Genomic DNA, 13,074 nt, shown 5'->3' with positions numbered 1-13,074 from the left:
TCGAGGTAACGTAAAGGAAAGCGGATTTATGAAGAAGAACGGTCTCCAAATCATTACCCGCCGAATGGTGATTTTTAACACACCGTGTTGTATTTGGCAGCTTGTGGCACAGGTTGGCATATCAAGGTCTAACTCGTTGAGTAATAACTTTGCAAACAAAAAACGAGTATGGCAAGAAGCACATTCAAGGTTCTGTTCTACGTGAACGGCAGCAAGGAGAAAAACGGTATTGTCCCCATCATGGGACGAGTGACAATCAACGGGACTGTGGCGCAGTTCAGTTGTAAGCAGAACATCCCGAAAACGCTTTGGGACGTGAAAGGAAACAAGGCGAAAGGCAAGAGCCGCGAGGCACGAGACATCAACCTTGCCCTTGACAACATCAAGGCGCAAATCATCAAACATTACCAGCGCATTTCAGACCGCGAGGCATTTGTTACGGCTGAGATGGTGCGCAACGCCTATCAGGGAATCGGCAGCGAGTATGAGACGCTGCTAAAAGCATTCGACCGTGAGAACGAAGTGTTCAAGAAACGGGTAGGCAAAGACAGGGTAATGGCTACCTATCGGGCACGTGTACGGGCAAGAAACCATGTAGCCGCCTTTATCAAGTCGTTTTACAGACGCAGCGATATGTCCATGTTGGAACTTACTCCCGATTTCATCAAGGAGTTCGCCGCATACCTCTCGACTGAAGCCGGATTGCGGAACGGTTCGATATGGGCAAACTGTATGTGGCTGAAAGGCGTGGTCATGAAAGCGCATTATAACGGGTTGATACCGCGCAATCCTTTCATCCAGTTTCATATCAGCCCCAATGTGAAAGAACGGGAATATCTGACGGAGGATGAACTGAAAGCGGTCATGACACATGAGTTTGCAGACAGCAAGCTCGCATACATCCGTGACATTTTCATCTTTGCCAGTTTCACCGCCTTGTCATTCGTGGACATTCAGGAACTGACGAATGACAACATCGTGGAGGTGAACGGCGAGAAGTGGATATTGTCCAAACGCCACAAGACAAAAGTCGCCTTCCAAGTGAAGCTGCTGGATATACCCTTGCAGATAGTCGAACGCTACCGACCGATGCAGAAAGACAATCGTATATTCCCCGGCTTGAACTATTGGTCTATCTGCAAACCGTTGAAACGGATGATAAGGGAATGTGGCATAACCAAGTCAATATCATTTCATTGCAGTCGTCATGGCTTCGCAACATTAGCTTTGAGCAAGGGGATGCCCATTGAAAGCGTAAGCCGTGTGTTGGGACATACGAATATAGTCACGACCCAACTCTACGCAAAGATAACCACGCAGAAGCTCGACAACGACCTGACCATGTTCGGCGACAAACTGAGTAAGACGTTTAACGGAATAACGATGTCATGAGTATGAGAAGAAACAGCATAACAGTGAATGAATCCGGCAATATCATCATGCCGGAGAATGTCTCAAACATTTGGATGAGCGAGCCGGAATTGGTGGAACTGTTCGGAGTAATTGCTCCGACACTTCGTTCTGCCATCAGAAACATCTATAACAGTGGAGCATTAAAAGAATACGAGGTACAGAAGTATGTTCGGCAGGAGAACGGGTATCATGCCGATGTGTTCAGCTTTCCGATGATAGTCGCACTTGCTTTCCGCATTGACAGCTTCGGTGCGGAACAGGTGCGCAATGCCATATTTAAAAGGCTGTACTTGCGAAAAGAGAAAACAAATATCTTCTTTTCGCTGGGTATAAATGGTTGGGATATGTCTAATTATCAGGCATAAGTTCTAATGATATGACGACATGAAGTAGTGAGACCTATGCGTATTCCCATTGCCAACAATGTATTTATACGAGTATGTGAATAGGTGTATTGCCATTCATACGTACGATTACGACAAACCCGAAGAAAAATCCATTAGAATGGCATTTCTTCGGGCTTTTGTTGTATGTCATAAAGCCAAATCCAAGAAAATCTTACGTGAGGTATGCGTGAGTTGTTAATCCGTTCTGCGCTAATTGCCGAGTTTTGCACTGATTAAACAAAAAAATGAAGTGCTAATGAAACAAGGCAACTTTGAAAATGAGGAGTTTATCCGTGTGGGTACTACCCTCTACAAGTTAGTGAACCAGCCCCGTCTGAACGGAGGCTATGTGAAGAAGCGCATCGTGTGGAACAACGAAACACTGCGGCAGGACTACGGCAAGGACTATCTCGCCACCGTGCCGAAGTACGACGGCTTCTGCACCGTCCCCGACCATGTGGACTACCGTCCCGTGGTGGACAAGTTCCTGAACCTCTACGAGCCGATAGGACACCGTCCGCAACAAGGCGAGTTTCCCTGTATCCGGTCATTGGTGCGCCATATCTTCGGTGAACAGTATGAATTGGGCATGGACTATCTTCAATTGCTCTACCTGCAACCCGTGCAGAAACTGCCTATCCTGCTGTTGGTATCAGAAGAACGCAACACGGGCAAGAGTACATTCCTGAACTTCCTGAAAGCTGTGTTTCAAAACAATGTCACTTTCAATACCAACGAGGACTTCCGCAGCCAGTTCAATTCCGACTGGGCAGGAAAACTGCTCATCGTGGTGGACGAGGTATTGCTCAACCGCAGGGAGGACAGCGAGCGGTTGAAGAACCTCAGCACCACACTTTCCTACAAGGTGGAAGCCAAAGGCAAAGACCGTGACGAGATAGCGTTCTTTGCCAAGTTCGTGCTATGCTCCAACAACGAGTATCTGCCTGTTATCATTGATGCAGGTGAAACACGCTATTGGGTGCGCAAGATAGACCGTCTGCAATCCGATGACACAGACTTCCTGCAAAAGCTGAAAGCTGAGATACCTGCCTTTCTGTATTACCTGCAATACAGACAACTTTCCACCGAAAAGGAAAGCCGTATGTGGTTTGCGCCCTCTTTGCTGCATACCGAAGCCTTGCAGAAGATTATCCGCAGCAACCGCAACCGATTGGAGATAGAGATGTGCGAACTTATCCTTGACATTATGGAAAGTGTCGGCACGGACACATTCTCGTTCTGCCACAACGACATTCTTCTTTTGCTGGTACATTCGCAGGTAAAGGTGGAGAAGCACCAAGTCAGAAAGGTATTGCAGGAATGTTGGAAACTTACTCCTGCCTCTAACGGGCTTACATATACCACTTACCAATTCAATTACAATCGGGAGTGCCGATATGAGCCGATAAAAAGAGTCGGTCGTTTCTACACCGTCACAAGGGAACAACTTGAATCCCTGTAATACTATTCTTTTTTTGTTGAATTGATGAATAATGATATAACCATACTGATAATAAACAGCATACACTCTCAACAAATTCTCAACAATCGAAAAGAAAAGTTGAGAGGGAAACAGCATCAGTTTGTTGGATTCTCTATTTGTGAGTGGTTTGTTGAGAAGATGTTGAGAATATAAAGCATTAACGTATAGGACAATACATATCTCATTCATCAAATCAACGTTTTTACAGTCATCATCAAATCCATAGAAATTATATCATGAACATCCAAGAAGCAAAACAAATCAAAATTGCGGACTATCTGCAAAGTTTGGGTTATTCGCCCGTAAAGCAACAGGGAAACTGCCTGTGGTATAAATCCCCGTTCCGTCAGGAAACGGAAGCCTCGTTCAAGGTGAACACCGACCGCAACCTGTGGTTCGATTATGGACTGGGAAGAGGTGGTAACATCATCGCACTTGCAGGGGTACTGTACGCATCCGACCATGTGCCTTATCTGCTTGGCAAGATAGCGGAACAGGCACCACACATCCGTCCCATATCTTTCTCTTTTCGCCAGCAGGCATCCGAACCGAGTTTCCAACATTTGGAGGTGGGCGAACTCACCCATCCGGCATTGCTCCGATACTTGCAGGAACGGGGCATAAACATCGCTTTGGCAAAGGCGCAATGTAAAGAGCTCCACTTCACCCATAACGGCAAGCCCTATTTCGCCATCGGTTTTCCGAATGTGGCGGGAGGATTTGAAGTGCGTAACCGTTTTTTCAAAGGCTGTGTCGCACCCAAAGACATCAGCCATATTCGGCAACAGGGAGAAGCGAGAGAGAAATGCCTTGTATTCGAGGGCATGATGGACTATCTTTCATTCCTCACGTTGCGGAAGAGGAACTGCTCGAACTTGCCCGACCTTGACAGGCAGGATTACGTCATCCTCAATTCGACCGCCAATGTTTCCAAAGCTATAGATGTGCTGCACGGGTATGGACGTATCCACTGCATGCTCGACAATGACGAGGCGGGAAGAAAGGCGTATCGGGAATTGGAAAGGAAGTTCGCCGGACGCATCCGCGACTTCTCCGACAACTACAAAGGGCATAAAGACCTGAACGATTACCTGCGTGGAATCCGGCAGAAATTAGCCGTTAGTCCACCGCCAAGAACTATCGTAAAACCCAAGAAGAAAGGGTTGGGATTATGACATCCCGAATGAGAAAAACGGGAGATGCCCGAAACTCATTCCTTAAGGATTGGGAGGTAGCAAGTTTGTGTTTCGGGTGTACCGAAACCGCTTGCCACCCACCATCCAAATTGCAGGAGGTGGCATCCCGTCGGTCTATACAGTTGAATCAGTAACCGAATTAAAAGGAATAAAATATGGAACAGACAAAGGAACACAAGGAACGCAACAAGGGAGGTCGCCCCAAGAAGGAAGCAACCGAGAAACTGAAATACCGTATCGCAGTGAAAATGACGGCAGCCGACTACTTCCGCCTGCTGACACGATCGCATGAGGCGGGCGTATCACCAAGCGAGTACATGAGGGAATGTTTCCGTAACGGTCATGTGAAAGAACGGCTGTCGGAGGAACATGCCGGATACATCCGCCAACTCTGCGGCATGGCTAACAATCTCAACCAGCTTGCGCGTAAGGCAAACGCCGGAGGCTTCCACGATGAACGGTGGGACTGCAAGGTGGCAGTGGCAAGGATTCATGAACTTATAACCAAGATAGGGATATGATGGCGAAAATCGTAAAAGGAAGCGACTTCAAGGGTGCGGTGGATTACATCATCGACAAGAAGAAGGATACGCAGATAGTAGCAAGCGAAGGCTTGTTTATGGAAAATCTGGAAACTATCGCCATGAGTTTCAATGCCCAGTCACGGATGAACGATAAGGTGACAAAACCTGTCGGACATATCGCGTTGAGTTTTTCCAAAGAGGATGAGTTACGGCTGACGAACCGTATCATGGCAGGCATCGCGCTTGAATATATGGAACGGATGGGAATCAAGAATACGCAGTTCTTCATCGCCCAGCATTTCGACAAGGAGCATCCGCACGTGCATATTGCTTTCAACCGCATAGACAACAACGGCAATACCATATCGGACAGGCACGAGCGTCTGCGCAGTACCCGCATCTGCAAGGAATTGACCTTGAAATACGGCTTGCATATGGCTGGCGGAAAGGACAATGTCAAACGCAACCGCCTGAAAGAGCCAGACAGGACGAAATATGCGCTTTACGACATCATCAAAATGGAAGTCGGCAGATGCGGCAACTGGAACGTGCTTATCGCCAACCTGAAACGGCAGGGAGTGGAAGTACATTTCAAGCATAAGGGGCAGACCAGCGAGGTGCAGGGTGTTGTATTCTCCATGAATGGCTACCATTTCAACGGCTCCAAAGTGGACAGGCGTTTCAGTTATTCCAAGATTGACACGGCTTTGCAGCACAACAGATGCAGGGAACGTATGGGAATAACAGCCGGAATATATGAAACGGCTACACCAAGCGCACCGTCCGGCACGGCACAAAGCGAGTTGTTCAACGGCTCTTGGGGATTGCTAAAAAGCAGTGGCTCATCTTATAACGCTGCTGATGCGGAAGCCAATCAGGAAATGGTGGATATACTTCGCAGAAGGAAGAAAGTTAAGCGCAAGAGAGGTGTTGGGTTCTAATATTCTGTACTAATCCAATTCTCACGACACTTGCGCTCTATATTCATTCGGAGTGTAACCTACCTCTTTCTTGAACAGTCGGGTAAAATGTTGCGGGTACTGAAAACCGAGATTATAGGCGATTTCATTAACGGTGTCGTCTGTAGATGCAAGTTCCGTCTTGGCTATTTCAATAGACTTGTCATGAATGAAATGCAGGGCGGTTGAACCTGTTTCTTTTTTCAATAAATCACTGAAATAGTTGGGCGAGAGGCAGAGCTTGTCTGCACAATACTGTACAGTGGGCAAGCCTATCCGTTTAGCAGCCCCATCATGGAAGTATTCGTCAAGCAACCGCTCAAATCTTGCGAGGATGTCTCGGTTTTGGTTGTCGCGTGTGATGAACTGGCGGTCATAGAAACGTGTGCAGTAATCAAGGAACGTCTTGATGCTGTCTGTGATGAGGTTCTTGCTGTGACGGTGTATCGGATGGTTCAATTCATATTGAATCTTGTGGAAGCAATCCATGATGATTTGCCGTTCTTCCACACTAAGGTGCAATGCCTCGTTTGTCTCGTAGGAAAAGAACGAATATTCACGCATTATCCGCCCGAGAGGTGTATTCCGCAGCAGGTCGGGATGGAACATAAGCAGGTAGCCATCTGGTTGGAACTGCATGCCGTCATCTTCCGCACCGAACACCTGTCCGGGCGCGATAAATATCAGTGTGCATAATTATTCCTAAGTCTGTGAAACCGGAACGCATGAAGCAGAATCTCGACATATTAGACTTCACCCTGTCGGCCGAGACATGGCACGGATAAAGACGCTGGATACCGACAAGCCTTTCTTACTCGGCTCGCACGAAGATCCAGAAATCGTAAAATGGTTCATGCAGTACAAAAACGCCTGAACATCAACAACCATATTTCGATAGCCGCTATCGACTATATTAAGAAGTTATTCGTATATGCCTTTATTGTAATCCGTCATGTACTGAGTAAATGTTTTGCCTGTTTGCTGTTTGAAGAAGCGCATGAGATGGCTCGGATCAGAGAAATTGAAATCATCCGCCATTTCACTGACAGTGCGGTTGGAGAATAGCAATTCGTTCTTCAGTTCCTCAAGCAGACGTTGTTTTATCAAATGGGTAGCTGATACTCCGAATTGGGCTTTTACTGAGTTATTGAGTGTGATGCGACTGACATGAAGCATGTCTGCATATTCCTGCACCCGCTGGTGGGTGCGGATATTCTGTTCCAACAAGTCCTTGAACCGAAAAGCGAAATTGTTTTTAGCAATTTCAGCGGGCAAGCAATAGGCGGCAGCGTATGTACGATTGATAATCAGCAAAAGATAATATAGTAAGGAAACAATGATATTGTACGTATCGGACACTGGATTCATCAGCTCATACTTAATCTTTCCGAGCAGCCGCATATATTCCTTCATTTCGTCATGTGTGGCATTGATGTAAGGCGGCGTATCTGTCTGGTAACAATACAAAAGGCGAAAAACGAAGAACTTGTCGGCGATAAAAGTACGCATGAAATCTTCGCGGAATATAAGGAACGTGTAATCCAACGCCGTCTCATCTACATGCCACTCTTGTTGCTGATGGGGTGAAAGCAGGAGAACCATGCCGTCGCGCAGTTCAATCTTGCGGAAGTTCAGTAGCAAATATCCGTTTGCCTTACGGAAAAAGTAGAAGCTGAAGAAGTCTGTCTTAAACCGCTTGTTTTCTGTCAGCACAAGTCCGATGTCCTTGTTTATGGCAGTATTGATGTAAAAATCCACGCCGCAGCGTGTCTTGTTGAACGGTACGCTGACCAGTCGATCAGGGTTGATTATCTCGTCCATATCCTTGTCGTTTTTGCAAAGATAATAATTTCATTTATCAAAATGGCATAATTACCGTTTTTTCAGGCATAGATGTTTCGCCGGATTCTTCCGAACTTTGCACCCGTAATCAATAACAAGACATATAGTCATGAAAAAGACATCTACAGTACAATTGGTGCGCAATGCCACCTTGAAAATCAGGTATGCGGGACACACCATGCTAATTGACCCCGTTTTAGCCGACAAAGGCACTTTGATATCGGCCCTCGGTGTGAATAAAACACCGAGGGTACACCTCACCATCCTATTCAGGATATTATCGGAGGCGTGGACATGGTGCTCCTGACCCACAATCACATCGACCATTACGAGCCGAGTGTCCCCACACATTTGCCCAAAGAAATTCCTTTCTACGTTCAGCCCCAGGACGCGGACGCCATCAGAAACGACGGATTTACAAATGTGATACCCATCGAAGAAATAAAAACAATAGACGGCATATCCATTTACCGCACGACCGGACATCATGGTTTCGGGCAGATCGGGCAGATGATGGGACCTGTATCAGGTTATGTGCTAAAAGCCGAGGGCTTCCCGACCGTTTATATAATGGGTGACTGCCGATGGGAAGCATGTATCCGAGACACCGTGGAACGGTTCAATCCTGACTATATCGTGGTAAACTCCGGAGGTGCAATCTTTCCCGAATTTTCCAAAACGGACGGTCCTATCATCCCCGACGAGAACGAAGTGATGCAGATACTTGACGAATTGCCTTCGCATATCAAGCTGATAGCCGTACACATGGATGCCATCGACCATTGCCAGACCACCCGTGCAATTCTGCGCAATGAGGCAACGCATCACGAAGCCGACATGAGCCGGCTGATTATCCCGGAGGACGGAGAAACAGTTGTGTTATGAGTGTCTGCATTAAATCCCTGATAAAAAACATGAACATAGTGGTAGGGTGCACTATAGGATGCCCTTACTGCTATGCCCGTAACAACTGCCGCCGTTTCCACATTACCGACGACTTTTCCGTGCCTGAATACATGGAACGAAAACTGCGCATCATCGATACGTCCCGTCCTCATGTGTGGCTCATGACAGGAATGAGCGATTTCTCCGATTGGAAGCCTGAATGGAACGCAGAAATTTTCGAGCGGATCAGCAGCAATCCCCAGCACGCCTATATCTTTCTGACGAAGCGCCCTGACAAAATCAGTTTCTCCTCTGACGACGAGAACGTATGGATGGGCGTGACCGTCACGCGCAGTTCCGAGAAAAGGAGGATTGATGATTTGAAAAAGAATATCAAAGCACGACACTACCATGTCACGTTTGAACCTCTCTTCGATGATATCGGCGAGATTGATTTCGAGGGAATTGACTGGATTGTCATAGGCACAGAGACCGGAAACCGAAAAGGAAAGTCATATTCGCGCCCCGAATGGGTGCTTAGCATTGCAGAACAGGCAAAGGCTCATGGCATACCGGTGTTCATGAAAGAGGATTTGCTGCCGATTATGGGCGACGAAAGAATGATTCAGGAATTGCCGGAACAATTTACCAGACGAATACAATGAATATGGATACAATAAAGGAAATAGATGTAAAGAGTGTAATGACCAAATCCTCTCTGCCGGTGGGAGGATATTCGGTCAACCCTTATGTAGGGTGTCCCCACGCCTGCAGGTATTGCTACGCATCGTTCATGAAACGGTTCACCGGGCACACCGAGCCGTGGGGTACGTTTTTAGATGTAAAAAACTGGAAGCCGATAACGAATCCTCATAAATACGACGGTGAACGTGTTGTAATAGGGTCTGTGACGGACGGTTACAATCCGTATGAAGAAGAATTCCACCGTACCCGAAGGCTGCTCGAAGAGCTGCGAGGAAGCGATGCCGAGATTATGATATGCACAAAGTCCGATCTTGTCCTTCGCGATCTCGACCTGTTGAAGAGTTTTCCCAAAGTGACTGTGTCATGGTCTGTCAATACGCTCGACGAGCAGTTCTGCGCAGATATGGACAACGCCGTAAGCATTGAACGCCGTCTGAAAGCGATGCGTCAGACATACGAGGCAGGTATCCGCACCGTATGCTTCGTCTCGCCCATATTCCCCAGAATAACAGACGTAAAGGCAATAATAGAGGAGGTAAAAGATTATGCTGATTTAATCTGGCTTGAAAACCTGAATTTACGCGGGCAGTTCAAAGGCGGGATAATGACGTATATCCGTGAGAAGTATCCTGACCTCATACCGCTTTACGAGGAAATTTACAATAAAAAAAGGCTTGAATACTGGCAGGCATTGGAGCAGGACATTTCAAATTACGCCAAGGAGCAGGGCTTCCCGTATCGTATAAACGATCTGCCATACGGACGCTCGGAAAAAGGCAAACCTGTCATCGTAAACTACTTCTACCACGAAAAAATACGATTGACAAAATGAGGCTATGCCGGACTGATGCAGAAAAGTTGTAGCGCGGATAAAAGCACCATGTATGTGGATAATATCCGGCAATCTTCCGAGCGTATGCGGGAGATGCTCAACACGCTGCTGGATTTCTTCCGTCTGGACAACGGCAAGGAGCAACCCAACCTTTCCCCTTGCAGGATTTCCGCAATCACGCATATTCTTGAAACGGAGTTCATGCCCATTGCCATGAACAAGGGGCTGACTTTGATAGTGGAGAGCCACACCGATGCGGTGGTTTTGACCGACAAGGAACGTATCCTGCAAATCGGCAACAACTTGTTGTCAAACGCCATCAAGTTCACGGATAACGGTAGTGTATCATTGGCAGCGGATTATGATAACGGTTTGCTGAAACTTATCGTTGAAGATACCGGTACGGGCATGACCGAAGATGAGCAACAACGAGTATTCGGTGCATTTGAACGTCTTTCAAATGCCGCCGCAAAAGACGGCTTCGGATTAGGATTGTCCATCGTGCAGCGTATTGTGGCGATGCTCGGTGGAACTATACGCTTGGAAAGCGAGAAAGGCAAAGGGAGCCGCTTCACGGTGGAAATTCCCATGCAGACAGCCGAGGAACTGCCGGAACAGACAATTCAAGCGCAAATGCGCCATAATCATATCTGCCATGATGTGATTGCCATCGACAATGACGAGGTACTTCTCCTTATGTTGAAAGAAATGTATGCCCATGAAGGGATGCACTGCGATACCTGTACCAATGTTTCGGTACTGATGGAGCTGATACGAAAAAAGGAATACAGCCTGCTTCTGACGGATCTGAATATGCCTGAGATAAGCGGTTTTGAACTGCTGGAACTGTTGCGCTCATCCAATGTAGGCAACTCGAAGAGTATTCCCATAGTCGTGACAACCGCTTCGGGCAGTTGCAGCAAGGAGGAACTTATAGGGCGTGGATTTGCCGGATGCCTGTTCAAGCCGTTCTCCATATCCGAACTGATGGAGATTACGGATAAATGCGCATTAAGCAGCATATTGGATGAAAAGCCGGATTTTTCCACTCTGCTATCTTATGGCAATGAATCCGTCATGCTGGACAAACTGATAGCGGAAACCGAAAAGGAAATGCAGGCGGTCAAGGATGCAGAACAGCGTAAAGACCTCCAAGAACTGGACACACTTACACACCATCTGCGAAGTTCATGGCAGATTCTCCGTGCCGACCAGCCATTGAGGGAACTTTACGCCCAACTTCATGGAAGTGCCACTCCAGATGACGAAGCGATATGCAAAGCGGTGACCGGCTGTGCTGGATAAAGGTGCTGAAATTATCCGGCAGGCAAAAGAAGAAAGGAAAAATACGAAAATGGATAAAACAAGAATCATCGTGGTGGAGGACAATATCGTGTATTGCGAGTTTGTCTGCAACCTGCTGGCACGGGAAGGATTCCGTACCGTGCAGGCTTACCACCTCTCGACCGCGAAGAAACTTCTGCAACAAGCCTCAGACGGGGACATCGTGGTTTCTGACCTACGACTACCCGACGGTGACGGCATCGACCTATTACGATGGATGCGCAAGGAAGGCATGACACAACCGTTAATCATCATGACCAACTATGCCGAAGTGCATACGGCAGTCGAAAGTATGAAACTCGGCTCGCTGGACTATATCCCCAAGCAGCTTGTGGAGGATAAACTTATGCCTCTGCTTCATACCATCCTGAAAGAACGGAGTATCGGACGAAATCGTATGCCCGTTTTTGCCCGTGACAGTTCCGCCTTTCAGAAAATCATGCAACAGATAAGATTAGTTACCCCTACTGATATGAGCGTGCTGATATTCGGAGAGAACGGCACGGGCAAGGAGCATATCGCCCACCATCTGCATGATAAGAGCAAAAGGGCAGGGAAACCGTTTGTGCCTGTGGACTGCGGTTCACTCTCCAAAGACCTTGCGCCCTCGGCATTCTTCGGACATGTCAAAGGCGCGTTTACGGGTGCGGACAGCACAAAGAAAGGATACTTCAATGAGGCAGAGGGTGGCACATTGTTCTTGGATGAGGTAGGCAATCTCGCATTGGAAACCCAGCAGATGTTACTCCGTGCCATACAGGAACGGAGATACCGCCCTATAGGTGACAAGACGGACAAGAGCTTCAATGTCCGCATCATCGCCGCCACCAACGAGGATCTGGAGAAAGCGGTCATTGAAAAACGTTTCCGACAGGATTTGCTGTACCGTTTGCACGACTTCGAGATAACTGTTCCGCCCTTGCGTGACTGTCAGGAGGACATCATGCCGTTGGCGGAGTTCTTCCGTGAGATTGCCAACAATGAATTGGAATGTAGCGTGACTGGGTTCGATGCGGAAGCCCGTAAGACATTGCTGACCCATCCGTGGCCGGGTAATGTCCGTGAGCTTCGGCAGAAGATAATGGGCGCGGTGTTGCAGGCACAGACGGGAGTTGTCATGAAAGAGCATCTGGAACTTGCCGTAACGAAACCGACCTCACCTGTCAGCTTCGCCTTGCGAAACGATGCGGAGGACAAGGAACGCATCTTACGCGCGTTGAAGCAGGCAAACGGAAACCGCAAGGTTGCCGCCGAATTGCTCGGAATCGGACGTACAACGCTGTATAGCAAGTTGGAAGAGTATGGATTAAAGTATAAATTTCAGCAATCATAGCCCGCAACTTGCCGAAAATAGAAGTAACGGTTAAACCGGATTATTCAGCGAAGATAAAAAACGTCCTGTGATAAAAATCATGGGACATTTTGATGTGTATCCGATTTTTATTGCTACTTTTGTACCAAGACGAGAGACATTGACAGCAACTCACAGCAGAACGTAGAAATAG

Annotated in this window: 11 protein-coding genes and 2 pseudogenes; 11 read left to right on the top strand and 2 right to left on the bottom strand. The window is 47.5% G+C overall.

The annotated features are described in order from the left end of the window. Window positions 1–168 precede the first annotated feature (168 nt). The 6 genes from DW083_RS02315 (at window position 169) to DW083_RS02290 (ending at window position 5,943) form a co-directional block, all read left to right on the top strand. A complete protein-coding gene (locus DW083_RS02315) occupies window positions 169–1,392 on the top strand; it encodes a site-specific integrase (RefSeq protein WP_005775881.1) in 1,224 nt (407 codons plus the stop codon). Beyond that, window positions 1,389–1,778 carry a hypothetical protein gene (locus DW083_RS02310; protein WP_004328110.1) on the top strand — a complete coding sequence of 130 codons (390 nt, stop codon included), beginning with the start codon at window positions 1,389–1,391 and terminating at the stop codon, window positions 1,776–1,778. Before DW083_RS02315 ends, DW083_RS02310 begins: the two co-directional genes overlap by 4 nt. Window positions 1,779–2,055: 277 nt before the next feature. After that, a complete protein-coding gene (locus DW083_RS02305; RefSeq protein WP_004328112.1) occupies window positions 2,056–3,261 on the top strand; it encodes a primase-helicase family protein in 1,206 nt (401 codons plus the stop codon). Window positions 3,262–3,518: 257 nt separating this feature from the next. Next, entirely contained in the window at window positions 3,519–4,457 is a 939-nt protein-coding gene (locus DW083_RS02300) for a toprim domain-containing protein (RefSeq protein ID WP_005775883.1), read from the top strand. Between the two features lie 176 nt (window positions 4,458–4,633). Further along, on the top strand, window positions 4,634–4,999 hold the full coding sequence (locus DW083_RS02295; protein WP_004329306.1) for a MobC family plasmid mobilization relaxosome protein: 366 nt from the start codon (window positions 4,634–4,636) through the stop codon (window positions 4,997–4,999). Further along, window positions 4,996–5,943, top strand: a complete 948-nt coding sequence (locus DW083_RS02290) for a relaxase/mobilization nuclease domain-containing protein (protein ID WP_118161531.1) — start codon at window positions 4,996–4,998, stop codon at window positions 5,941–5,943. The genes DW083_RS02295 and DW083_RS02290 overlap by 4 nt, the downstream gene beginning before the upstream one ends. Before the next feature lie 21 nt (window positions 5,944–5,964). Here DW083_RS02290 and DW083_RS02285 read toward each other — a convergent pair whose 3' ends face one another. Together DW083_RS02285 and DW083_RS02280 are read right to left on the bottom strand one after the other, a co-directional pair. Continuing rightward, a complete protein-coding gene (locus tag DW083_RS02285; protein ID WP_004329304.1) occupies window positions 5,965–6,624 on the bottom strand; it encodes an AraC family transcriptional regulator in 660 nt (219 codons plus the stop codon). 258 nt (window positions 6,625–6,882) lie between these two features. Next, complete coding sequence (locus tag DW083_RS02280; RefSeq protein ID WP_004329302.1) at window positions 6,883–7,782, bottom strand: AraC family transcriptional regulator; 900 nt, start codon at window positions 7,780–7,782, stop codon at window positions 6,883–6,885. Window positions 7,783–7,912: 130 nt separating this feature from the next. Here DW083_RS02280 and DW083_RS02275 point away from each other — a divergent pair. The 5 genes and pseudogenes from DW083_RS02275 to DW083_RS02255 all read left to right on the top strand — a co-directional run bounded on the left by DW083_RS02275 (window position 7,913) and on the right by DW083_RS02255 (window position 12,902). Then, window positions 7,913–8,688 (top strand): annotated as a pseudogene (locus DW083_RS02275) (MBL fold metallo-hydrolase). After that, window positions 8,685–9,353, top strand: a complete 669-nt coding sequence (locus tag DW083_RS02270) for a radical SAM mobile pair protein A (protein WP_004329299.1) — start codon at window positions 8,685–8,687, stop codon at window positions 9,351–9,353. The pseudogene DW083_RS02275 and the gene DW083_RS02270 overlap by 4 nt, the downstream one beginning before the upstream one ends. Next, the gene (locus DW083_RS02265; RefSeq protein ID WP_004329298.1) at window positions 9,350–10,225 is read left to right on the top strand and encodes a radical SAM mobile pair protein B; all 876 of its coding nucleotides are present in this window, start codon (window positions 9,350–9,352) and stop codon (window positions 10,223–10,225) included. Before DW083_RS02270 ends, DW083_RS02265 begins: the two co-directional genes overlap by 4 nt. Continuing rightward, a pseudogene (locus tag DW083_RS02260) lies at window positions 10,226–11,587 on the top strand (hybrid sensor histidine kinase/response regulator); the annotation flags it as partial. Next, window positions 11,580–12,902, top strand: coding sequence for a sigma-54 dependent transcriptional regulator (locus tag DW083_RS02255; protein ID WP_122114739.1), 1,323 nt, complete (start codon window positions 11,580–11,582; stop codon window positions 12,900–12,902). The pseudogene DW083_RS02260 and the gene DW083_RS02255, both read left to right, overlap by 8 nt. The last annotated feature ends 172 nt before the right edge of the window (window positions 12,903–13,074 follow it).

The organism is Parabacteroides sp. AF48-14 (genome assembly GCF_003477465.1).
GTDB lineage: Bacteria > Bacteroidota > Bacteroidia > Bacteroidales > Tannerellaceae > Parabacteroides > Parabacteroides acidifaciens.
Note: the sequence above shows the minus strand (reverse complement) of the source record. Positions and strands in the feature narration are given on the sequence as shown.

What these genes read in the sequence shown, in the direction of transcription:
- DW083_RS02255 (WP_122114739.1), top strand. Translation starts at nt 11,580, where the DNA reads ATGGATAAAACAAGAATCATCGTGGTGGAGGACAATATCGTGTATTGC.
- DW083_RS02315 (WP_005775881.1), top strand. Translation starts at nt 169, where the DNA reads ATGGCAAGAAGCACATTCAAGGTTCTGTTCTACGTGAACGGCAGCAAG.
- DW083_RS02295 (WP_004329306.1), top strand. Translation starts at nt 4,634, where the DNA reads ATGGAACAGACAAAGGAACACAAGGAACGCAACAAGGGAGGTCGCCCC.
- DW083_RS02300 (WP_005775883.1), top strand. Translation starts at nt 3,519, where the DNA reads ATGAACATCCAAGAAGCAAAACAAATCAAAATTGCGGACTATCTGCAA.
- DW083_RS02270 (WP_004329299.1), top strand. Translation starts at nt 8,685, where the DNA reads ATGAGTGTCTGCATTAAATCCCTGATAAAAAACATGAACATAGTGGTA.
- DW083_RS02280 (WP_004329302.1), bottom strand. Translation starts at nt 7,782, where the DNA reads ATGGACGAGATAATCAACCCTGATCGACTGGTCAGCGTACCGTTCAAC.
- DW083_RS02290 (WP_118161531.1), top strand. Translation starts at nt 4,996, where the DNA reads ATGATGGCGAAAATCGTAAAAGGAAGCGACTTCAAGGGTGCGGTGGAT.
- DW083_RS02265 (WP_004329298.1), top strand. Translation starts at nt 9,350, where the DNA reads ATGAATATGGATACAATAAAGGAAATAGATGTAAAGAGTGTAATGACC.
- DW083_RS02305 (WP_004328112.1), top strand. Translation starts at nt 2,056, where the DNA reads ATGAAACAAGGCAACTTTGAAAATGAGGAGTTTATCCGTGTGGGTACT.
- DW083_RS02310 (WP_004328110.1), top strand. Translation starts at nt 1,389, where the DNA reads ATGAGTATGAGAAGAAACAGCATAACAGTGAATGAATCCGGCAATATC.